This is a genomic window from Actibacterium ureilyticum, assembly GCF_002285435.1.
Taxonomy (GTDB): domain Bacteria; phylum Pseudomonadota; class Alphaproteobacteria; order Rhodobacterales; family Rhodobacteraceae; genus Actibacterium_C; species Actibacterium_C ureilyticum.
In genome coordinates this window covers 1-21,874 of sequence record NZ_NSBT01000031.1, presented here as the reverse complement: position 1 = coordinate 21,874, position 21,874 = coordinate 1, and the positions used below count along the sequence as shown (strand labels likewise).

Here is a 21,874-nt window from a genome sequence, read left to right as displayed (position 1 = left end):
ATGGCTAAGGAAAAGTTTGAACGTAACAAGCCGCATTGCAACATTGGCACGATTGGCCACGTTGACCACGGCAAGACGACTCTGACGGCAGCGATCACGAAGCAGTTCGGCGACTTCAAGGCGTATGACGAGATTGACGGCGCGCCGGAAGAGAAAGCGCGCGGGATCACGATCTCGACCGCGCATGTGGAATACGAGACCGAGAACCGTCACTATGCCCACGTCGACTGCCCCGGCCACGCCGACTATGTGAAGAACATGATCACCGGTGCGGCGCAGATGGACGGTGCGATCCTGGTGGTGAACGCGGCCGACGGCCCGATGCCCCAGACGCGCGAGCACATCCTGCTGGGCCGTCAGGTCGGCATCCCGTCGATGGTGGTGTTCCTGAACAAGGTCGACCAGGTCGATGACGAAGAGCTGCTGGAGCTGGTGGAAATGGAAGTCCGCGAGCTGCTGAACGAATACGGCTATCCGGGCGACGATATCCCGATCATCGCCGGTTCGGCGCTGGCCGCTCTGGAAGGCCGCGACCCGGAAATCGGCGAGCAGAAGATCGCCGAACTGATGGCGGCTGTCGACGAATACATCCCGCAGCCGGCACGTGCGGTTGACGGCGCGTTCCTGATGCCGATCGAAGACGTGTTCTCGATCTCGGGCCGCGGTACGGTTGTGACCGGGCGTGTCGAGCGCGGCGTCGTGAACGTTGGCGACGAACTGGAAATCGTCGGCATCAAGGACACGCAGAAGACGACCTGTACCGGCGTTGAAATGTTCCGCAAGCTGCTGGATCGCGGCGAGGCGGGCGACAACATCGGCGCGCTGCTGCGCGGTATCGACCGTGAAGCGGTCGAGCGTGGCCAGGTTCTGTGCAAGCCGGGTTCGGTGAACCCGCACACCAAGTTCGAAGCCGAGGTCTATATCCTGACCAAGGACGAAGGTGGCCGTCACACGCCGTTCTTCGCGAACTATCGCCCGCAGTTCTACTTCCGGACCACGGACGTGACCGGCACGGTCGAACTGCCCGCGGGCACCGAGATGGTGATGCCGGGTGACAACCTGAGCTTCGGCGTGGAACTGATCGCCCCGATCGCGATGGAAGAAGGCCTGCGCTTCGCTATCCGCGAAGGCGGCCGCACCGTCGGCTCCGGCGTCGTGTCCAAAATCATCGAGTAATTCGGCCTCTTGCCGAATGAAGAAAAGCCCGGCTTCGGCCGGGCTTTTTGTTTGCGCGGGGGATTATTTCCCGCCGATGATCAGTCGCCCCTGCAGCACCGATCTGAGCGCTACGCGGCGGCTGCCATTGCTTTTCTTGGAACTGCCGATGGCATGGATTGCGCTGACCTGCACCGGGCGCAGGGTGGTGACATCCACGTCGATGCTGTGCGCGTCCAGAACCTGTTGCGCTGACCGTTCCAGCTGGGTCAGGGCGCTGGCAGGTAGGGCGCCAAGCGCAAGCATCAGGCTGATTGCAAGAATACGGGGCATGATCGGGCCTTTCTTCCATATGCGTTATGTTTGATGTGGGGCGCGGCGGCGATGCGGGCAAGGGGGGCTCAGGGTCGCCGCAACCGCCACGAGGTCCGCTCGCCGGGATTGGCGGCGATGGCGGCCGTCATCTGCGCGATCTGGGCGCTGGCCCCGAACCCCGCCAGCCCCGGTTCGGCGGCGCTAAGCTGTGCGGTCAGTTCGGCATCGGTCAGATGCGCCACCCGCGCGGCGTGGATGCTGTCCGGATCCGGGGCGTGCGTGCACAGGAACAACATCGAGGTCGGCCCACAGCGCGCCACCGGCGTGAAACACGCGCCCAGCAAAGCCATTTGGACCGGCAACCATGGCAGTCGCCAATGCAGGAAATCCTGCTGCACCACCAGCGACCGGCCGGGCAGTAGCGCGGGGAAAAACGCCTGGGCGATGGCATCGGCGGTGCCGGCGGTCTTTGCCGCATCGACCACCAGGATCTCGACCGGATCGTCGGGCGGGCTCTGATCCTCGATATCGCCGGGATGCAGGGTGATGCGATCCGCCCACGGCGCCAGCAGCCCCTGCGCCAGCGGCAGGGTGTCGTTGCCGTCGAACGGCGCGATGCCGGCGGGATAAAGCGTCTTTGCCTTGACCGTATCCTCAGCCGTGAACCGGTCATAGGCGTGAATGGGTGTCCGCAGCCCTGCGGCCGCCGCCCCGGCCGCCAGCAACGCGGTCGAACCGCCCACGAAACAGCCCAGATCGACCACCGCGCCCGCATCCCGGGCCCAAAGCGCGGTCAGCCAGAAATAGAGCTTCTGTTCCTCGTCCTGCAGCATGGTGGGCACCGCCCGCGCGGTCTGGATCGCCCGGGGCGTCAGGTGGCGCCAGGGCGCGTGTCGGAAAACATCGGTGTCGCGGGGGGCGGTCATGCGGCCTGACTAGCACCGGCCCCGCAACAAAACCAGCGCGCGCCGCAAAAGCGGTCTTGAATTCGCCCGCATCGTGCCGTAGACCCCGTCAGGCCTTAGGGGTTTAGCTCAGTTGGTAGAGCATCGGTCTCCAAAACCGAGGGTCGTGGGTTCGAGTCCCTCAGCCCCTGCCAGGCACAGTCCAGCATGATCGCGAACCGGTCCGCGCCGCGCGGCCTTGTAATACCGGCGGCAAAGGCGTATGTCCCGCCGGACAGTTTCAACGAGATGAAGATAATGGCGATCACAAACCCGCTTCAGTTCATTCAGCAGGTCCGTTCGGAAGTGTCCAAGGTGGTCTGGCCCACCCGGCGCGAAGTGTTCCTGACGACGGTCATGGTGTTCATCATGGCGGCGCTGACGGCGATCTTCTTCTCGCTGGTGGATCTGGCGATTCGGGGCGGGCTGCAGGGCCTGCTGGGGATGTTCGGCTAGGCCGAAAACACATCGCGTGGCCTTGAATTGCGCAAACAACGCCTGTAATCCGGGCGCTGATTTGGGAACCGGCGTGCATCGATTCGGGTTGCGCGCTGTTTTTTGTTCCCCGAAGGGGTCCCGGACGATCCCACGGAAATGACGACCCGGCTCGGTCCGGCTGAACAGAGGTGACAGGCAAGATGGCGAAGCGGTGGTATTCGGTGAGCGTGCTCTCGAATTTCGAGAAGAAGATCGCTGAGCAGATCAAGACTGCTGTTGCCGAGAAGGGCCTGGAAGACGAGATCGAAGAGGTCCTGGTGCCCACCGAAGAGGTGATCGAGGTGCGCCGCGGCAAGAAGGTCACGACCGAACGCCGCTTCATGCCCGGTTACGTTCTGGTGCGCATGGAAATGACCGATGAAGGGTATCACCTGATCAACTCGATCAACCGCGTCACCGGGTTCCTGGGTCCGCAAGGTCGGCCGATGCCGATGCGCGACGCCGAGGTCAACGCGATCCTGAACCGTGTCGAGGAAGGGGTCGAGGCCCCGCGCAGCCTGATCACCTATGAGGTGGGCGAGCAGGTCAACGTGACCGACGGCCCGTTCGAGGGCTTCGCCGGCATGGTCGAGGAGGTCGACGACGACAACCAGCGCCTGAAGGTGACGGTGTCGATCTTTGGCCGTGCGACCCCGGTCGAACTGGAATTCACCCAGGTGACGAAAGAGGCCTGAGGCCCCGCACCCGTCGCAAGACGCATGTGAAACGAACGCCGCCCGGTCGCAATGCCGGGCGGCGTTCGTGTTTCCGCCGGGGGGCACGCAAGCCTTGCCAAATCTTCGGCATGGGTGTAACTGACCCCCTCGCTGCCTTGGGCGGCGAATCCATGTGGAAGGCGAGGCGGTCGCGACCGTCGGACCGGACCACATCAACCGCATCTGCCGTGACGCGTCGTGGCAGAGTTGAAAAGGAGAAGGCCAATGGCCAAGAAACTTGCCGGCACCATGAAGCTTCAGGTGCCCGCCGGTCAAGCGAACCCGTCCCCGCCGGTAGGTCCGGCGCTGGGTCAGCGCGGCATCAACATCATGGAATTCTGCAAGGCGTTCAACGCCAAGACGCAGGACATGGAACCGGGCGCGCCGTGCCCGACCGTCATCACCTATTATCAGGACAAGTCCTTTACCATGGACATCAAGACGCCCCCGGCGTCGTACTTCCTGAAAAAGGCGGCCAAGCTGAAATCGGGCGCCAACAACCCCGGTCGCGAGACCGTCGGTTCGGTGACCGCGGCACAGGTGAAAGAGATCGCCGAAGCCAAGATGAAAGACCTGAACGCGAACGACATCGATGCTGCGATGCAGATCATCCTGGGTTCGGCGCGTTCCATGGGCATCGAGGTGAAGTAAGATGGCAAAACTTGGAAAACGCACCCGCGCCGCACGCGAAGCCTTTGCCGGCAAGGACAACGTGACCGTCGAAGAGGCTGTCGCGCTGGTCAAGGGCAACGCCAACACGAAATTCGACGAGACCGTCGAGATCGCCGTCAACCTGGGCGTCGACCCGCGCCACGCCGACCAGATGGTCCGCGGTGTGGTCAGCCTGCCCAATGGCACCGGCAAGACCATGCGCGTCGCCGTCTTTGCCCGTGGCCCCAAGGCCGACGAGGCGAAAGAGGCCGGTGCCGATATCGTGGGCGCCGAGGATCTGATGGAAACCATCCAGGGCGGCACGATCGATTTCGATCGCTGCATCGCCACCCCGGACATGATGCCGATCGTCGGCCGTCTGGGCAAGGTTCTGGGTCCGCGCAACCTGATGCCGAACCCCAAGGTCGGCACCGTGACCATGGACGTCAAGGCCGCTGTCGAAGCCGCCAAGGGCGGTGAGGTTCAGTTCAAGGCCGAGAAAGCCGGCGTGGTGCATGCCGGTGTCGGCAAAGCCTCGTTCGACGAAGCCAAGCTGGTCGAGAACGTGCGTGCCTTTGTCGAGGCCGTGCAAAAGGCCAAGCCGTCGGGGGCCAAGGGCGCTTACATGAAGAAAGTGTCGCTGAGCTCGACCATGGGTCCGGGCGTGTCGATCAACGTCGACAGCGCGACCGGCAACTGATCTGCCGATACGGCGATCTACATGCGGATTGGATTGGGGCGGCTTTGGGCCGCCCTTTTCGTTTGTGTGGCCGCCCGGTCTTTGATCTATGCTGGTGTCTAGATGCCGGGTCAGGGCGGGAAACGGGCCGAGTTGTTTTGGGCCTCTTGACGGGCGCAGGCGGCTTTTCGTGCTTTGGGACTTGGAAATCCTACCAAATGTGACTAGACAGCAAACTCGCAATGCAGCGCGTGATTCGTCATGCGCTGCATTGCGTTTCGTCCAAGACGGTGGGTGCTGCCATAAGGTAGCTTAATTTCCTGCCTGAGACGGGAAAAGACCAGATTGACCGGGGGTGACCTCGGGCGGTTTTGGCTCAGCCCCGTAATACGGACCTGAACGCCGGGCCTTGGTCCGGCAAACTTGAGCCGGGGGGTATGGCCCCTCAACTTTGGAGAGAACTGTGGATAGAGCCCAGAAAGAGAAAGTGGTCGACGAACTCGGCCAGATCTTCGAAAGCTCTGGCGTGGTCGTGGTTGCACACTACGCAGGTCTGACAGTTGCCGAGATGCAGGATCTGCGTGCGCGCATGCGCGAAGCAGGCGGATCCGTCCGCGTCGCCAAGAACAGGCTCGCCAAAATCGCCCTGGACGGAAAGCCCTGCGAAAGCATCGCCGACTATCTGACGGGCATGACCGTTCTGACCTATTCCGAGGACCCCGTGGCAGCAGCCAAGGTGGCCGAGGGCTTTGCCAAGGATAACGACAAGTTCGAAATCCTGGGCGGCGCAATGGGTGAGACGGCCTTGGACCGGGCCGGTGTGGCTGCGGTGTCGAAAATGCCTTCGCGCGAGGAACTCATTTCCTCGATCGTGGGCTGCATCGGCGCACCCGCAAGCAACATCGCCGGTGCGATTGGCGCACCTGCTTCGAACATCGCGGGCATCCTTTCGACCATCGAAGAGAAGGCGGAAGCCGCGTAAGCAACTGAATGCCTGTGTGGGGTTGTAACACCCTGCGTTGGAACACATCTGATAGAACGGAAAGCACGAAAATGGCTGATCTGAAGAAACTGGCAGAAGAGATCGTTGGTCTGACCCTGCTGGAAGCACAAGAACTGAAAACCATCCTGAAAGACGAATACGGCATCGAGCCCGCCGCTGGTGGCGCGGTCATGGTTGCTGGTCCCGCTGGCGACGCCGGTGCGGCAGCTGCCGAAGAGAAGACCGAATTCGACGTGGTTCTGAAATCGGCTGGCGGCAACAAGATCGCCGTCATCAAAGAGGTGCGCGGCATCACGGGCCTGGGCCTGAAAGAAGCCAAGGACCTGGTCGAAGCCGGTGGCAAGATCAAAGAAGGTGTCGACAAGGCCGAAGCCGAAGACATCAAAGGCAAGCTGGAAGCAGCTGGCGCCGAGGTCGAGCTGGCCTAAGCCAGGCGGGGACGCCCGATGCGGGTGTCGATCGCATGATTTCAAGGCTGGATCCGGGGAAATCCGGGTCCAGCCGAACCTGTCTTAGAAAGGGTTTTCCGGGCGAAAACGTTTTCTAAGGTGCGGTTCAAGGTTCGGGAGCAGCCGGTGGGACGGCTTGCAGGAATGGAACCAACCCCCTTCATTCGTGAGCGGCGCGCCGCCGGATCCCCGACGGCCATGCGCGACCCGCGACAGACGAAAGGTGATGATACAGATGGCGCAGACGTTTGTTGGGCAGAAACGACTCCGCAAGTTTTACGGCAAGATCCGCGAAGTGCTGGAGATGCCGAACCTCATCGAGGTGCAGAAATCCTCTTATGATCTTTTCCTGAAATCCGGCGATCAGCTTGATCCGCTGGATGGCGAAGGCATCCAGGGCGTGTTCCAGTCGGTCTTTCCGATCAAGGACTTCAACGAGACCAGCGTGCTGGAATTCGTGCGCTACGAGCTGGAAAAGCCGAAATACGACGTGGACGAATGTCAGCAGCGCGACATGACCTATTCGGCACCGCTGAAGGTCACGCTGCGGCTGATCGTGTTCGATGTGGACGAGGATACCGGCGCCAAATCGGTCAAGGACATCAAGGAACAGGATGTCTTCATGGGCGACATGCCCCTGATGACGCCGAACGGCACCTTTATCGTCAACGGCACCGAGCGTGTCATCGTGTCCCAGATGCACCGTTCGCCCGGTGTGTTCTTCGACCATGACAAGGGCAAGACCCACGCATCGGGCAAGCTGCTGTTTGCCTGCCGGATCATCCCCTATCGCGGGTCGTGGCTGGATTTCGAATTCGACGCCAAGGACATCGTCCACGCGCGTATCGACCGCCGCCGCAAGCTGCCCGTGACGACGCTGCTCTATGCCCTGGGTCTGGACCAGGAAGGCATCATGGATGCCTATTACAACACCGTCGATTACCGTCTGGAAAAGAACAAGGGCTGGGTCACCACCTTCTTCCCCGACCGCGTGCGCGGTACCCGTCCGACCTTTGATCTGGTCGATGCGGGCACGGGCGAGGTCATCTTCGAGGCCGGCAAGAAAGTCACGCCGCGCGCCGTCAAGAAGATCATCGACGAAGGCAAGATCACCGAGCTTATGGTGCCGTTCGACCAGATCGTCGGCCGCTATGTCGCCAAGGACATCATCAACGAGGAAACCGGCGCGATCTATGTCGAGGCCGGGGATGAGCTGACCTGGGAAGTCGACAAGGATGGCGAGGTCATCGGTGGCACGCTGAAGGCGCTGCTGGATGCCGGGTTCACCGAACTGCCGGTGCTGGACATCGACAACATCAATGTCGGCCCCTACATCCGCAACACCATGGCGCAGGACAAGAACATGAGCCGCGAGACCGCGCTCATGGATATCTATCGCGTCATGCGTCCGGGCGAGCCGCCCACCGTGGAAGCCGCAACCGCCCTGTTCGATACGCTGTTTTTCGACAGCGAGCGTTATGACCTGTCGGCCGTTGGCCGGGTCAAGATGAACATGCGCCTGGCGCTGGACGCGCCCGACACCCAGCGGACGCTGCGCAAGGAAGACATCATCGCCTGCATCAAGGCGCTGGTCGAGCTGCGTGACGGCAAGGGCGATATCGACGATATCGACCACCTGGGCAACCGCCGTGTCCGTTCTGTCGGCGAACTGATGGAAAACCAGTACCGTCTGGGCCTGCTGCGGATGGAACGCGCGATCAAGGAACGCATGTCCGGCGTCGATATCGACACCGTGATGCCGCAGGATCTGATCAACGCGAAACCCGCCGCGGCCGCCGTGCGCGAGTTCTTCGGCTCGTCGCAGCTGTCGCAGTTCATGGACCAGACCAACCCGCTGTCGGAAGTCACCCACAAGCGTCGCCTGTCGGCGCTTGGCCCGGGCGGTCTGACCCGCGAGCGTGCGGGCTTCGAGGTCCGCGACGTGCACCCGACCCACTATGGCCGGATGTGCCCGATTGAAACGCCCGAAGGTCCGAACATCGGCCTGATCAACTCGCTGGCGACCTTTGCCCGCGTGAACAAGTACGGTTTCATCGAAACGCCCTATCGCAAGGTCGTCGACGGCCAGGTGACCGACGAGGTCAACTATATGTCGGCCACCGAAGAGATGCGCCACACCGTGGCCCAGGCCAACGCGCATCTGGACGAGAACGGCAAGTTCCAGAACGAGCTGGTCAACACCCGCCAGTCGGGCGAATACACCATGGCGCCGCGTGAAAACGTGGACCTGATCGACGTGTCGCCCAAGCAGCTGGTTTCGGTCGCGGCCTCGCTGATCCCGTTCCTGGAAAACGACGACGCCAACCGCGCCCTGATGGGGTCGAACATGCAACGTCAGGCGGTGCCGCTGTTGCAGGCGGACGCACCGTTCGTCGGCACCGGCATCGAATCCAAGGTGGCGCTGGATTCCGGCGCGGCCATCGTGGCCAAGCGCGGCGGCGTGATCGACCAGGTGGACGCCACCCGGATCGTGATCCGCGCGACCGAGGATCTGGAACTGGGCGATGCGGGCGTCGATATCTATCGTCTGCGCAAGTTCCAGCGGTCGAACCAGAACACCTGTATCAACCAGAAACCCCTGGTGAAGGTGGGTGACAAGGTGACCAAGGGCGAGGTTGTCGCCGACGGTCCGTCGACCGATATCGGTGAGCTCGCGCTGGGCAAGAACGTGGTCGTCGCGTTCATGCCGTGGAACGGCTACAACTACGAGGACTCGATCCTGATTTCCGAGCGTATCGCGCGTGACGACGTCTTTACCTCGATCCATATCGAGGAATTCGAAGTCGCCGCCCGTGACACCAAGCTGGGGCCGGAAGAGATCACCCGCGACATCCCGAACGTGGGCGAGGAAGCGCTGCGCAACCTCGACGAGGCGGGCATTGTCTACATCGGCGCCGAGGTCGGCCCGGGCGACATCCTGGTGGGCAAGATCACCCCCAAGGGTGAAAGCCCGATGACCCCGGAAGAAAAGCTGCTGCGGGCGATCTTCGGTGAAAAGGCGTCGGATGTGCGTGACACGTCTCTGCGCTTGCCGCCGGGCGATTTCGGCACCGTTGTCGAGGTGCGCGTGTTCAACCGCCATGGCGTGGACAAGGACGAGCGTGCCCTGCAGATCGAACGGGAAGAGGTCGAGCGCCTGGCCCGTGACCGGGACGACGAAATGGTCATTCTGGAGCGCAACATCTATGCGCGCCTGAAGGACATGATCCTGGGCAAGACCGCGGTGAAGGGTCCCAAAGGCGTCGCGCCGAATTCGGAAATCACCGAGGATCTGCTGGGCGGCCTGAGCCGTGGCCAGTGGTGGCAGCTGGCGCTGGCCGAGGAATCGGACGCGCAGATCGTCGAGGCCCTGAACGACCAGTTCGAGGCGCAGAAACGCGCGCTGGAACACCGGTTCGAGGACAAGGTCGAGAAGGTCCGCCGTGGCGACGACCTGCCGCCGGGCGTGATGAAGATGGTCAAGGTCTTCATCGCCGTGAAGCGCAAGCTTCAGCCGGGCGACAAGATGGCCGGTCGTCACGGGAACAAGGGTGTCGTCAGCCGCGTGGTTCCGATGGAAGACATGCCGTTCCTGGGCGAGGGGACACCGGTCGATCTGGTGCTGAACCCGCTGGGCGTGCCGTCGCGGATGAACGTCGGTCAGATCCTGGAAACCCACATGGGTTGGGCCGCGCGCGGTCTGGGTCTGAAGATCGACGACGCGCTGGGCGAATACAAACGCTCGGGCGATCTGACCCCGGTGCGCGATGCCATGCGCATCGCCTATGGCGACGATGTCTATGAAGAGGGCATCGCCGACATGGACGAGGAGCGGCTGGTCGAGGCCGCGGGCAACGTGACCCGTGGTGTTCCGATCGCAACGCCGGTCTTCGACGGTGCCAAAGAGGCGGATGTGAACGACGCGCTGGTGCGTGCGGGCTTCAGCGAGTCGGGTCAGTCGATCCTGTTCGACGGCCGCACGGGCGAACAGTTCGCGCGTCCGGTGACGGTGGGTGTCAAATACCTGCTGAAACTGCACCACCTGGTCGACGACAAGATCCACGCCCGGTCCACCGGTCCGTACAGTCTGGTCACCCAGCAGCCGCTGGGCGGTAAGGCACAGTTCGGCGGCCAGCGTTTCGGTGAGATGGAGGTCTGGGCGCTGGAAGCTTACGGCGCGGCCTATACCTTGCAGGAAATGCTGACCGTGAAGTCGGACGACGTCGCGGGCCGGACCAAGGTCTATGAAAGCATCGTCAAGGGCGAGGACAACTTCGAGGCCGGCGTGCCGGAATCGTTCAACGTTCTCGTCAAAGAGGTGCGTGGCCTGGGCCTGAACATGGAACTCCTGGATGCGGAGGGTGAGGAATAAGGGCCGCGCGCCCTTTACCCCATCCCCCCTTCCGCAAGATTTGAGGTATCAAAATGAACCAGGAACTGACAAACAACCCGTTCAACCCGCTGGCGCAGCCCAAGCAGTTTGACGAAATCAAGGTCTCGCTGGCCTCGCCCGAACGGATCCTGTCGTGGTCCTTTGGCGAGATCAAGAAGCCTGAAACCATCAACTATCGCACGTTCAAGCCCGAGCGTGACGGCCTGTTCTGCGCGCGTATCTTTGGCCCGATCAAGGATTACGAATGCCTGTGCGGCAAGTACAAGCGGATGAAATATCGCGGCGTCGTCTGCGAAAAATGCGGGGTCGAAGTCACCCTGCAGAAGGTTCGCCGCGAACGTATGGGCCACATCGAACTGGCCGCGCCCGTGGCACATATCTGGTTCCTGAAATCGCTGCCCAGCCGCATCGGCCTGATGCTGGACATGACGCTGCGTGATCTGGAGCGGGTACTGTATTTCGAGAACTATGTGGTGATCGAACCCGGTCTGACCGATCTGACCTATGGCCAGATGATGACCGAAGAAGAGTTCATGGACGCCCAGGACGCCTATGGCATGGACGCCTTCACCGCCGGGATCGGCGCCGAGGCGATCCGCGAGATGCTGAGCCAGATCGACCTTGAGGGCGAGGCCGAGCGCCTGCGCGAGGAACTGAAGGAAGCCACCGGCGAACTGAAGCCCAAGAAGATCATCAAGCGTCTGAAACTGGTCGAGAATTTCATCGAATCCGGCAACCGCCCGGAATGGATGGTTCTGACCGTGATCCCGGTCATTCCGCCGGAACTGCGCCCGCTGGTGCCGCTGGACGGTGGCCGGTTCGCGACCTCGGACCTGAACGACCTGTATCGCCGGGTGATCAACCGGAACAACCGTCTGAAGCGCCTGATCGAGCTGCGCGCGCCGGACATCATCGTTCGGAACGAAAAGCGGATGCTTCAGGAATCCGTCGATGCGCTGTTCGACAACGGCCGCCGTGGCCGCGTGATCACCGGCGCCAACAAACGCCCGCTGAAATCGCTTTCGGACATGCTGAAGGGCAAGCAGGGCCGCTTCCGTCAGAACCTTCTGGGGAAACGGGTCGACTTCTCGGGCCGTTCGGTCATCGTGACGGGCCCCGAGCTGAAGCTGCATCAATGCGGCCTGCCCAAGAAGATGGCGCTGGAGCTGTTCAAGCCGTTCATCTATTCGCGGCTGGAGGCCAAGGGCCTGTCTTCGACGGTCAAGCAGGCCAAGAAGCTGGTCGAAAAGGAACGCCCCGAGGTCTGGGACATCCTGGACGAGGTCATCCGCGAGCATCCGGTTCTGCTGAACCGCGCGCCCACGCTGCACCGTCTGGGCATCCAGGCGTTCGAGCCGATGCTGATCGAAGGCAAGGCGATCCAGCTGCACCCGCTGGTCTGTTCGGCCTTCAACGCGGACTTTGACGGTGACCAGATGGCCGTGCACGTCCCGCTGAGCCTTGAGGCCCAGCTGGAAGCGCGCGTTCTGATGATGTCGACCAACAACGTTCTGTCGCCCGCAAACGGCGCACCGATCATCGTTCCGTCGCAGGACATGATCCTTGGCCTGTACTACATCACCCTGGAACGTCAGGGGATGAAGGGCGAAGGCATGGTCTTCGGCTCGGTCGAAGAGGTCGAACACGCGCTGAACGCGGGCGAAGTGCACCTGCACACCAAGATCCAGGCGCGCGTCAAGCAGATCGACGACGAGGGCAACGAGGTCTATCAGCGGTTCGACACCACCCCCGGCCGGGTCCGGCTGGGCGCGCTTCTGCCGCTGAACGCCAAGGCGCCGTTCGAGCTGGTGAACCGTCTGCTGCGCAAGAAAGAGGTGCAGCAGGTCATCGACACCGTCTATCGGTATTGCGGCCAGAAAGAGAGCGTCATTTTCTGTGACCAGATCATGACCATGGGCTTCCGCGAGGCGTTCAAGGCCGGCATCAGCTTCGGCAAGGACGACATGCTGATCCCCGACAACAAATGGTCGATCGTCGATGGCGTGCGCGAGCAGGTCAAGGAGTTCGAACAGCAGTACATGGACGGCCTGATCACCCAGGGCGAAAAGTACAACAAGGTTGTCGACGCCTGGTCGAAATGCTCGGACGAGGTTGCGGGCGCGATGATGGACGAGATCTCGGCCATGCGCATCGACGATGCGGGCGCCGAGATGGAGCCCAACAGCGTCTATATGATGTCGCACTCGGGTGCGCGGGGTTCGCCGGCACAGATGAAGCAGCTGGGCGGTATGCGGGGCCTGATGGCCAAGCCGTCGGGCGAGATCATCGAAACGCCGATCATCTCGAACTTCAAAGAAGGTCTGACCGTGCTCGAGTACTTCAACTCGACCCACGGTGCCCGTAAGGGTCTGGCCGATACCGCGCTGAAGACCGCGAACTCGGGCTATCTGACCCGGCGTCTGGTCGACGTGGCGCAGGACTGCATCGTGCGCATGAAGGACTGTGGCACCGATCTGGCCATCACGGCCGAAGCGGCCGTGAACGATGGCGAGGTCGTGTCGTCGCTGGCCGAGCGTCTGCTGGGCCGTGTGTCGGCCGATGACGTGCTGCGTCCGGGCACCGACGAGGTGATCGTCAGCCGGAACGAGCTGATCGACGAACGCAAGGCCGATGCGATCGAGGCCGCTGGCGTGACCAAGATGCGCATCCGCAGCCCGCTGACCTGCGAGGCCGAGGAAGGCGTCTGCGCCATGTGCTATGGTCGTGACCTGGCGCGCGGTACGATGGTCAACACCGGCGAGGCCGTGGGTATCATCGCCGCGCAGTCGATCGGTGAACCCGGCACCCAGCTGACGATGCGGACCTTCCACATCGGCGGCATCGCCCAGGGTGGCCAGCAGTCGTTCCAGGAAGCCAGCCAGGAAGGCCAGATCGAGTTCCGCAACGCCAACCTGCTGGAAAACGCGGGCGGCGAGCAGATCGTGATGGGCCGGAACATGGTTCTGGCGATCATGGACGAGAACGGCCAGGAACGCGCCAGCCACAAGCTGGGCTATGGTACCAAGGTGCACGTCAAGGACGGTGCCTCGGTCACGCGTGGCGACAAGCTGTTCGAATGGGACCCGTACACGCTGCCGATCATCGCCGAAAAGGCCGGTATCGCGCGGTTTGTCGATCTGGTCACCGGGATCTCGGTCCGCGAGGAAACCGACGATGCCACCGGCATGACCCAGAAGATCGTGTCCGACTGGCGTTCGGCGCCGAAAGGCAGCGACCTGAAGCCCGAGATCATCATCATGGGCGAGGATGGCGAACCGATCCGGAACGAGGCGGGCAACCCCGTCACCTATCCGATGTCGGTCGACGCCATTCTGTCGGTCGAGGACGGGGCCGAGGTCAAGGCAGGCGACGTTGTCGCACGTATCCCGCGCGAGGGTGCCAAGACCAAGGACATCACCGGTGGTCTGCCGCGGGTGGCCGAACTGTTCGAGGCACGTCGTCCGAAGGATCACGCGATCATCGCCGAGATCGACGGCTATGTGAAATTCGGCCGCGACTACAAGTCGAAGCGCCGGATCATGATCGAGCCCGCCGATGATAGCCAGGAAACGGTCGAGTACATCGTTCCCAAGGGCAAGCACATTCCGGTTCAGGAAGGTGACTTCGTCCAGAAGGGCGACTACATCATGGACGGCAACCCGGCGCCGCATGACATCCTGTCCATCATGGGTGTCGAGGCTCTGGCCGATTACATGATCGACGAGGTCCAGGACGTCTATCGTCTGCAAGGTGTGAAGATCAACGACAAGCACATCGAGGTGATCGTTCGCCAGATGCTGCAGAAGTGGGAGATCCAGGATTCGGGCGAGACAACGCTGCTGAAAGGCGAGCATGTCGATAAATCCGAATTCGACGCCGCGAACGAGAAGGCGATTGCCGAAGGACGCCGCCCGGCACAGGGCGAACCGATCCTGCTTGGCATCACCAAGGCGTCGCTGCAGACCCGGTCCTTCATCTCGGCCGCGTCGTTCCAGGAAACCACGCGCGTGCTGACCGAAGCTTCGGTTCAGGGCAAGCGGGACAAGCTGGTCGGCCTGAAGGAAAACGTCATCGTGGGCCGTCTGATCCCGGCCGGCACCGGTGGGGCCACGCAGCGCGTGCGCCGGATCGCTGCCGAGCGTGACCAGAAGGTGATCGATGCCCGTCAGGCCGAGGCTGAAGCCGCCGCCGCGCTGGCCGCGCCGCTGGAAGAGCCCGCCGATATGGGCAGCGTCATCGACGATGTCATGGGCGAGCCGCTGGACAACGGCCTGGTGGAAACCCCGGAAAGCCGCGACGAATAAGCCCCTAAAGGGACGCAAACAACGCAAAGCCCCGCCATTGGCGGGGCTTTGTGCATTTCGGGGCTTTGGCGAACCGGGCGTCAGCCCGGGGTGGGATCGTCCGGCGGGTCCGTGTCGGTATTGGCCGCGATCAGCTTGCCCATCAGCGCAAGAAACGTATCACGCTCTGATGCGCTGAGCCCGGCAAGCGCCGCCGCGTTCACCGCATCCGCCGCCCCCGTGGCGGGCGCTTGCAGCGCGCGCGCCCGCTCGGTTAGCCAGATCCGCTGGACGCGGCCGTCCTGCGCGTCGCGCTTGCGCAGGATTAGCTTGTCACGCTCCATCCGGGCCAGCGTGTTGGCCATGGTCGCCTGTTCGATATCCAGCAGCGCCACCAGTTCCTTCTGCGTTCGGCCATCCTGTTCCCAAAGCGCCAGCATCGCCGGAAAGGTCCCGGTGCTGAGGCCAAGCGGCTGGATACGGTCAGACAGGTTGCGGGCAAAGATCCGGGCCAGATGGTTGATCAGATACCCGGCAGATCGGTGCTTATCGAAGGTCATGGGGGCTTTTCTAGCCATGAATAGCATGCTATGCAATAATACATAGTCAGCTATATAAATAGGTGCCCCATGATCCGTACATTGCACCCCCTTGCCGGGGGTATCGCCCTGGCCGTGATCCTGAGCTTCTGGATCTCGACCGCATGGGCCGAATTGTTCACCGATGCCGCCACAATCGCCCGGGTGAAATCCCTGATCCCCTGGGGGTTTGTCCTGCTGATCCCCGCGCTGATAGCGACGGGCGTGTCGGGCCAGCGCCTGGCGCGCAAGCGGCGCGGTCCGCTTGTGCTGGCCAAGCAGCGCCGGATGCCGGTCATCGCGCTCAATGGCCTTCTGGTGCTTGTGCCGTCGGCGTTCTTCCTGTCCGCCAAGGCACAGGCCGGTGCGTTCGATGGCGCGTTCTATGCGGTCCAGGTGCTGGAGCTTCTGGCCGGTGGGCTGAACATCCTGCTGCTGGGGCGCAACATGCGGGACGGTGTCCGGCTGGTGGCGCGGCGGTCGGCGGGACCGTGGCGGGGCGGATCACCCCCGCAGGAAGAACTGCAGATCAGCCACATTCGTGCCCGTCGCCCCGGTCATCAGCAGATCGCCCGCGGCCTGCAAAACCGCATAGCTGTCATTGCTGGCCAGCGCCGCCGCGACATCGACGCCTTTCGCACGCAGGCGGGGCAGGGTGGTGTGATCCACCAGCCCGCCTGCTGCGTCGGTCGGGCCGTCGCGCCCGTCCGTCCCGCCGCTGAGGAAGACCCATGGGCCGGTCAGCCCCTGTACCTCGGCCGCGACGGCGAACCGCAGGGCCAGTTCCTGATTACGCCCGCCTTTGCCGTCGCCGGTCAGGGTGACGGTGGTTTCACCGCCAAAGGCCAGCGCATCACCGGTTTTGGCGGCGGCGACGACCCGCGCGGCCGCGGCTTGCACGTCCCCCACCAGCGGCGGCTCCATCTGCTGGGCGTGGGCGGCATCAGCCATGGCGGTCAGGCTTTGCGCGTTGCCGCCGATCAGCTCGGCCTGTGTTGCGGGCAGCGGGCGGGTGTCGTCGGGGCGGTTCAGTGCGGCCCGGACGGATGCGGGCATGTCCGCCAGCAACCCGGCCGTATCCAGCAGCGCCCGCGCATCGGACACCGGGCCGATGGGCGCCACGGTCGGGCCGCTGCCCACCACACGCAGATCGTCGCCCACCACATCGGACAAGATCAGCGACCGCACCGGCGCGGGCGCGGCGCGGCGCAGAAAACCGCCGCCCTTGAGCTGCGACAGCGATTGCCGCACCAGGTTCATCGCCACGATGTCCAGCCCCCCGGCCAGAAGCGCCTTGTTGACCGCCGCCTTTTCATCCAGCGTCACACCGTCGATCGGCAACGGCACCAGCGCTGAGCTGCCGCCGCTGATCAGCGCCAGCACCATGTCGTCGCTGCCTGCCCGATCCAGCAGGTCGGCAATCGCGCGCGCGCCCGCCAGCCCGTTCTCATCAGGCACCGGATGTCCGGCCGCCATCACCCGGCACCCGGGCAGATCGCGGGCGTTTTCGTAATTGGTCACCGCCAGCGCCTGAACCGTCACGCCGTCCGGGATCGCGTCCAGCGCGGCTTCGGCCATCGCACAGGCGGCCTTGCCCATGGCGATCACGAAGACCGTGCCGCCGCCCTGGGCCCGAAGCGGGGTTTGCGCCAACGCGCGGGCGGTGGCCCGGGCCGGATCGGCCGCATCCACCCCCGCCTGAAAGGCGGCCATCGCCCGTGCGCGCAGTTCTTCGATCGACATCGTTCTTCCCCGGTCCCGTTTCGCCCTTGTTACCGCAGCTTGGCCCATGGCAAAAGCACCTGACGGGTCCGGCACATGCGTCGGGACTGTGCTGTTGACAAGCGACCCGACTCTCCATATACCGCGCCCACTCGGACCGGCGGGAGACCTCGCGCGGGCCGAAATCTAAATTGAAGTGGTCATGATCCGGGCCTCAAGCCCCGATCCTCTGGAATTCCACCGCGTCGTTCCCGCGTTCGAGGGGAACGCATGCGGTTTTGGTGTTTTGTAATCGTGCAAATCACCGTCGAGAAGCGGCGTCCCCGGAATGGGGGCGAGTATTGACAGAAGCGCAACACGAGGAACGTGCATGCCAACGATCCAACAGCTGATCCGCAAGCCGCGGCAGCCGAAAGTAAAACGCCAGAAGTCCATGCATCTGCAGGCTTGTCCGCAGAAGCGTGGGGTCTGCACCCGCGTCTACACCACCACGCCCAAGAAGCCGAACTCGGCTATGCGGAAGGTCGCCAAGGTGCGCCTGACCAACGGGTTCGAGGTGATTTCCTATATCCCCGGTGAAAGCCACAACCTGCAGGAGCACTCGGTTGTTCTGATCCGTGGCGGCCGTGTGAAAGACCTTCCCGGTGTGCGTTACCACATCCTGCGCGGTGTTCTGGATACCCAGGGCGTCAAAGATCGTAAGCAACGTCGTTCGAAATACGGCGCGAAGCGTCCGAAGTAAGAGGATCCAGATATGTCCCGTCGTCACGCTGCAGAAAAACGCGAAGTCCTGCCCGACGCCAAGTTCGGCGACCGCGTTGTCACCAAATTCATGAACAACCTGATGCTGGACGGTAAGAAATCCGTCGCGGAACGCATCGTCTATGGCGCCTTCGACCGTGTCGAAGAGAAGCTGAAGAAAGCCCCCGTGGAAGTGTTCCACGAAGCGCTGGACAATGTGAAGCCGTCGGTCGAGGTCCGCTCGCGCCGTGTGGGTGGTGCGACCTATCAGGTGCCCGTCGAAGTGCGCCCCGAGCGCCGCGAGGCCCTGGCCATCCGCTGGCTGATCAACGCCAGCCGCGCGCGCAACGAGAACACCATGGAAGAGCGCCTGGCAGGGGAACTGCTGGATGCCGTCAACAGCCGTGGTTCCGCCGTCAAGAAGCGCGAAGACACCCACAAGATGGCCGAGGCGAACAAAGCCTTCAGCCATTATCGCTGGTAATTTCACTCAGGCCTCAGGACCGAACCATGGCACGCGAATATCCCCTCGACCGGTACCGCAACTTCGGTATCATGGCGCATATCGATGCAGGCAAGACCACCTGCTCGGAGCGTATCCTGTTTTACACCGGCAAATCCCACAACATCGGTGAGGTGCACGATGGTGCAGCCACCATGGACTGGATGGAGCAAGAGCAGGAACGCGGCATCACCATCACCTCGGCGGCGACGACCACCTTCTGGGAGCGCACCGAGGATGGCCAGACTGCCGACACGCCCAAGCACCGCCTGAACATCATCGACACCCCCGGCCACGTTGACTTCACCATCGAAGTCGAACGTTCGCTGGCGGTTCTGGACGGCGCCGTCTGCGTGCTGGACGCCAATGCCGGCGTCGAGCCCCAGACCGAAACCGTCTGGCGCCAGGCGGACCGTTACAAGGTTCCGCGCATGGTGTTCGTCAACAAGATGGACAAGATCGGCGCCGACTTCTTCAACTGCGTCGAGATGATCGAAGACCGCACCGGCGCGCGCGCCGTGCCCGTCGGCATCCCGATCGGCGCCGAGACCGAGCTGGAAGGCCTGATCGATCTGGTCACCATGGAAGAATGGCTGTGGCAGGGCGAAGACCTGGGCGCGTCCTGGATCAAGGCTCCGATCCGCGACAGCCTGAAGGACATGGCCGACGAATGGCGTGGCAAGATGGTCGAAGCGGCCGTCGAGCAGGACGACGACGCCATGATGGAATACCTGGAAGGCAACGAGCCCGACGTCGCCACCCTGCGCAAGCTGCTGCGCAAGGGTACGCTGGCGCTGGACTTCGTTCCGGTTCTGGGCGGTTCGGCGTTCAAGAACAAGGGTGTGCAGCCGCTGCTGAACGCCGTGATCGACTATCTGCCCAGCCCGCTGGACGTGGTCGATTACATGGGCTTCAAACCCGGTGACGAAACCGAAGAGCGTAACATCGCCCGCCGCGCGGACGACGACATGCCCTTCGCGGGCCTGGCCTTCAAGATCATGAACGACCCCTTTGTCGGTTCGCTGACCTTCACCCGGATCTATTCGGGCAAGATGAACAAGGGCGACAGTGTCATGAACTCGACCAAGGGCAAGAAAGAGCGCATCGGTCGTATGATGATGATGCACTCCAACAACCGCGAAGAGATCGAAGAGGCATTCGCCGGCGACATCATCGCGCTGGCCGGTCTGAAAGACACCACCACGGGCGACACCCTGTGTGCGACCAACGATCCGGTGGTTCTGGAAACCATGACCTTCCCCGATCCGGTGATCGAGATCGCGGTCGAGCCGAAAACCAAGGCCGACCAAGAGAAGATGTCGCAGGGTCTGGCCCGTCTGGCCGCCGAAGATCCGTCCTTCCGCGTCGAAACCGATATTGAATCGGGTCAGACGATCATGAAGGGCATGGGCGAACTTCACCTGGACATCCTGGTGGACCGCCTGAAGCGCGAATTCAAGGTCGAGGCCAATATCGGTGCGCCGCAGGTGGCTTACCGTGAGACCATCAGCCACGAAGCCGAAATCGACTACACCCACAAGAAACAGTCGGGTGGTTCGGGTCAGTTCGCGCGGATCAAGATGGTCATCACGCCGACCGAGGCGGGCGAAGGCTACAGCTTCGAATCCAAGATCGTTGGTGGTGCGGTTCCCAAGGAATACATCCCCGGCGTGGAAAAAGGCATCCAGTCCGTCATGGACAGCGGCCCGCTGGCCGGCTTCCCGGTGATCGACTTCAAGGTGGCCCTGATCGACGGTGCGTTCCACGATGTGGACTCCAGCGTTCTGGCCTTTGAAATCGCCGCCCGTGCCGGTATGCGCGAAGGCCTGAAAAAGGCCGGCGCGAAGCTGCTGGAACCGATCATGAAGGTCGAGGTCGTGACCCCGGACGAATATACCGGTGGCATCATCGGCGACCTGACCTCGCGTCGGGGCCAGGTGCAGGGCCAAGAGACCCGCGGCAACGCGATCGTCGTCAACGCCTTCGTGCCGCTGGCCAACATGTTCGGCTACATCAACACCCTGCGCTCCATGTCCTCGGGCCGCGCGCAGTTCACGATGCAGTTCGACCACTACGAGCCGGTGCCGCAGAACATCAGCGACGAGATCCAGGCCAAGTACGCCTAAGAAAAAATGCCCCCGGGTCTGATCCCGGGGGCCCCCGAGACAAGAGGAGGCCATCATGGCTAAGGAAAAGTTTGAACGTAACAAGCCGCATTGCAACATTGGCACGATTGGCCACGTTGACCACGGCAAGACGACTCTGACGGCAGCGATCACGAAGCAGTTCGGCGACTTCAAGGCGTATGACGAGATTGACGGCGCGCCGGAAGAGAAAGCGCGCGGGATCACGATCTCGACCGCGCATGTGGAATACGAGACCGAGAACCGTCACTATGCCCACGTCGACTGCCCCGGCCACGCCGACTATGTGAAGAACATGATCACCGGTGCGGCGCAGATGGACGGTGCGATCCTGGTGGTGAACGCGGCCGACGGCCCGATGCCCCAGACGCGCGAGCACATCCTGCTGGGCCGTCAGGTCGGCATCCCGTCGATGGTGGTGTTCCTGAACAAGGTCGACCAGGTCGATGACGAAGAGCTGCTGGAGCTGGTGGAAATGGAAGTCCGCGAGCTGCTGAACGAATACGGCTATCCGGGCGACGATATCCCGATCATCGCCGGTTCGGCGCTGGCCGCTCTGGAAGGCCGCGACCCGGAAATCGGCGAGCAGAAGATCGCCGAACTGATGGCGGCTGTCGACGAATACATCCCGCAGCCGGCACGTGCGGTTGACGGCGCGTTCCTGATGCCGATCGAAGACGTGTTCTCGATCTCGGGCCGCGGTACGGTTGTGACCGGGCGTGTCGAGCGCGGCGTCGTGAACGTTGGCGACGAACTGGAAATCGTCGGCATCAAGGACACGCAGAAGACGACCTGTACCGGCGTTGAAATGTTCCGCAAGCTGCTGGATCGCGGCGAGGCGGGCGACAACATCGGCGCGCTGCTGCGCGGTATCGACCGTGAAGCGGTCGAGCGTGGCCAGGTTCTGTGCAAGCCGGGTTCGGTGAACCCGCACACCAAGTTCGAAGCCGAGGTCTATATCCTGACCAAGGACGAAGGTGGCCGTCACACGCCGTTCTTCGCGAACTATCGCCCGCAGTTCTACTTCCGGACCACGGACGTGACCGGCACGGTCGAACTGCCCGCGGGCACCGAGATGGTGATGCCGGGTGACAACCTGAGCTTCGGCGTGGAACTGATCGC

General features: G+C 62.8%; 17 protein-coding genes and 1 tRNA gene. 14 read left to right on the top strand and 4 right to left on the bottom strand.

Annotated features, from left to right (window positions below; translation table 11 throughout):
* The gene (tuf, locus tag CLM60_RS12030; protein ID WP_095587610.1) at positions 1–1,176 is read left to right on the top strand and encodes an elongation factor Tu; all 1,176 of its coding nucleotides are present in this window, start codon (positions 1–3) and stop codon (positions 1,174–1,176) included.
* 63 nt (positions 1,177–1,239) lie between these two features.
* On the opposite strand, the gene CLM60_RS12025 is transcribed toward tuf (CLM60_RS12030), so the two are convergent.
* Together CLM60_RS12025 and CLM60_RS12020 are read right to left on the bottom strand one after the other, a co-directional pair.
* Positions 1,240–1,488, bottom strand: coding sequence for a hypothetical protein (locus CLM60_RS12025; RefSeq protein WP_095589406.1), 249 nt, complete (start codon positions 1,486–1,488; stop codon positions 1,240–1,242).
* Positions 1,489–1,556: 68 nt separating this feature from the next.
* Positions 1,557–2,396: a hypothetical protein gene (locus CLM60_RS12020; RefSeq protein WP_095589405.1), complete on the bottom strand. Its 840-nt coding sequence runs from the start codon at positions 2,394–2,396 to the stop codon at positions 1,557–1,559.
* A 97-nt stretch (positions 2,397–2,493) separates the two neighbouring features.
* Between CLM60_RS12020 and CLM60_RS12015 the strand changes: the two genes are divergently transcribed.
* The 9 genes from CLM60_RS12015 to rpoC all read left to right on the top strand — a co-directional run bounded on the left by CLM60_RS12015 (position 2,494) and on the right by rpoC (position 15,086).
* Positions 2,494–2,569, top strand: a tRNA-Trp gene (locus tag CLM60_RS12015).
* Between the two features lie 103 nt (positions 2,570–2,672).
* Positions 2,673–2,870 carry a preprotein translocase subunit SecE gene (secE, locus tag CLM60_RS12010; RefSeq protein ID WP_176473865.1) on the top strand — a complete coding sequence of 66 codons (198 nt, stop codon included), beginning with the start codon at positions 2,673–2,675 and terminating at the stop codon, positions 2,868–2,870.
* Between the two features lie 182 nt (positions 2,871–3,052).
* On the top strand, positions 3,053–3,586 hold the full coding sequence (gene nusG / locus CLM60_RS12005) for a transcription termination/antitermination protein NusG (RefSeq protein ID WP_095589403.1): 534 nt from the start codon (positions 3,053–3,055) through the stop codon (positions 3,584–3,586).
* A gap of 246 nt (positions 3,587–3,832) precedes the next feature.
* The gene (gene rplK / locus CLM60_RS12000) at positions 3,833–4,258 is read left to right on the top strand and encodes a 50S ribosomal protein L11 (RefSeq protein ID WP_095589402.1); all 426 of its coding nucleotides are present in this window, start codon (positions 3,833–3,835) and stop codon (positions 4,256–4,258) included.
* A gap of 1 nt (position 4,259) precedes the next feature.
* The gene (gene rplA / locus CLM60_RS11995; RefSeq protein ID WP_095589401.1) at positions 4,260–4,958 is read left to right on the top strand and encodes a 50S ribosomal protein L1; all 699 of its coding nucleotides are present in this window, start codon (positions 4,260–4,262) and stop codon (positions 4,956–4,958) included.
* 442 nt (positions 4,959–5,400) lie between these two features.
* Entirely contained in the window at positions 5,401–5,919 is a 519-nt protein-coding gene (rplJ, locus tag CLM60_RS11990; RefSeq protein WP_095589400.1) for a 50S ribosomal protein L10, read from the top strand.
* Positions 5,920–5,990: 71 nt separating this feature from the next.
* Positions 5,991–6,368 carry a 50S ribosomal protein L7/L12 gene (gene rplL, locus CLM60_RS11985; protein WP_095589399.1) on the top strand — a complete coding sequence of 126 codons (378 nt, stop codon included), beginning with the start codon at positions 5,991–5,993 and terminating at the stop codon, positions 6,366–6,368.
* Positions 6,369–6,624: 256 nt separating this feature from the next.
* A complete protein-coding gene (rpoB, locus tag CLM60_RS11980) occupies positions 6,625–10,761 on the top strand; it encodes a DNA-directed RNA polymerase subunit beta (RefSeq protein ID WP_095589398.1) in 4,137 nt (1,378 codons plus the stop codon).
* A gap of 53 nt (positions 10,762–10,814) precedes the next feature.
* A complete protein-coding gene (gene rpoC, locus CLM60_RS11975) occupies positions 10,815–15,086 on the top strand; it encodes a DNA-directed RNA polymerase subunit beta' (protein WP_095589397.1) in 4,272 nt (1,423 codons plus the stop codon).
* An 80-nt stretch (positions 15,087–15,166) separates the two neighbouring features.
* Here the strand turns inward: rpoC and CLM60_RS11970 are convergent, their stop codons facing one another.
* Positions 15,167–15,625, bottom strand: a complete 459-nt coding sequence (locus tag CLM60_RS11970) for a MarR family winged helix-turn-helix transcriptional regulator (protein WP_095589396.1) — start codon at positions 15,623–15,625, stop codon at positions 15,167–15,169.
* Between the two features lie 522 nt (positions 15,626–16,147).
* Entirely contained in the window at positions 16,148–17,386 is a 1,239-nt protein-coding gene (locus CLM60_RS11960) for a glycerate kinase type-2 family protein (RefSeq protein ID WP_095589395.1), read from the bottom strand.
* 349 nt (positions 17,387–17,735) lie between these two features.
* Between CLM60_RS11960 and rpsL the strand changes: the two genes are divergently transcribed.
* From rpsL to tuf (CLM60_RS11940), 4 genes are all read left to right on the top strand, one after another.
* Positions 17,736–18,107, top strand: coding sequence for a 30S ribosomal protein S12 (gene rpsL, locus CLM60_RS11955; protein ID WP_035253348.1), 372 nt, complete (start codon positions 17,736–17,738; stop codon positions 18,105–18,107).
* Between the two features lie 12 nt (positions 18,108–18,119).
* Positions 18,120–18,590 carry a 30S ribosomal protein S7 gene (gene rpsG / locus CLM60_RS11950; protein WP_036556811.1) on the top strand — a complete coding sequence of 157 codons (471 nt, stop codon included), beginning with the start codon at positions 18,120–18,122 and terminating at the stop codon, positions 18,588–18,590.
* A 26-nt stretch (positions 18,591–18,616) separates the two neighbouring features.
* A complete protein-coding gene (gene fusA / locus CLM60_RS11945) occupies positions 18,617–20,734 on the top strand; it encodes an elongation factor G (protein ID WP_095589394.1) in 2,118 nt (705 codons plus the stop codon).
* 55 nt (positions 20,735–20,789) lie between these two features.
* A partial coding sequence (gene tuf / locus CLM60_RS11940; RefSeq protein WP_095587386.1) for an elongation factor Tu occupies positions 20,790–21,874 on the top strand: 1,085 nt, incomplete at its 3' end.

Coding starts and splice junctions, on each gene's coding strand:
- CLM60_RS11960 (WP_095589395.1), bottom strand. CDS start 17,386: ATGTCGATCGAAGAACTGCGCGCACGGGCGATGGCCGCCTTTCAGGCG.
- rplA (WP_095589401.1), top strand. CDS start 4,260: ATGGCAAAACTTGGAAAACGCACCCGCGCCGCACGCGAAGCCTTTGCC.
- CLM60_RS12020 (WP_095589405.1), bottom strand. CDS start 2,396: ATGACCGCCCCCCGCGACACCGATGTTTTCCGACACGCGCCCTGGCGC.
- nusG (WP_095589403.1), top strand. CDS start 3,053: ATGGCGAAGCGGTGGTATTCGGTGAGCGTGCTCTCGAATTTCGAGAAG.
- rpsL (WP_035253348.1), top strand. CDS start 17,736: ATGCCAACGATCCAACAGCTGATCCGCAAGCCGCGGCAGCCGAAAGTA.
- tuf (WP_095587610.1), top strand. CDS start 1: ATGGCTAAGGAAAAGTTTGAACGTAACAAGCCGCATTGCAACATTGGC.
- rpoC (WP_095589397.1), top strand. CDS start 10,815: ATGAACCAGGAACTGACAAACAACCCGTTCAACCCGCTGGCGCAGCCC.
- rpoB (WP_095589398.1), top strand. CDS start 6,625: ATGGCGCAGACGTTTGTTGGGCAGAAACGACTCCGCAAGTTTTACGGC.
- fusA (WP_095589394.1), top strand. CDS start 18,617: ATGGCACGCGAATATCCCCTCGACCGGTACCGCAACTTCGGTATCATG.
- secE (WP_176473865.1), top strand. CDS start 2,673: ATGGCGATCACAAACCCGCTTCAGTTCATTCAGCAGGTCCGTTCGGAA.
- rplK (WP_095589402.1), top strand. CDS start 3,833: ATGGCCAAGAAACTTGCCGGCACCATGAAGCTTCAGGTGCCCGCCGGT.
- rpsG (WP_036556811.1), top strand. CDS start 18,120: ATGTCCCGTCGTCACGCTGCAGAAAAACGCGAAGTCCTGCCCGACGCC.
- CLM60_RS12025 (WP_095589406.1), bottom strand. CDS start 1,488: ATGCCCCGTATTCTTGCAATCAGCCTGATGCTTGCGCTTGGCGCCCTA.
- CLM60_RS11970 (WP_095589396.1), bottom strand. CDS start 15,625: ATGACCTTCGATAAGCACCGATCTGCCGGGTATCTGATCAACCATCTG.
- rplL (WP_095589399.1), top strand. CDS start 5,991: ATGGCTGATCTGAAGAAACTGGCAGAAGAGATCGTTGGTCTGACCCTG.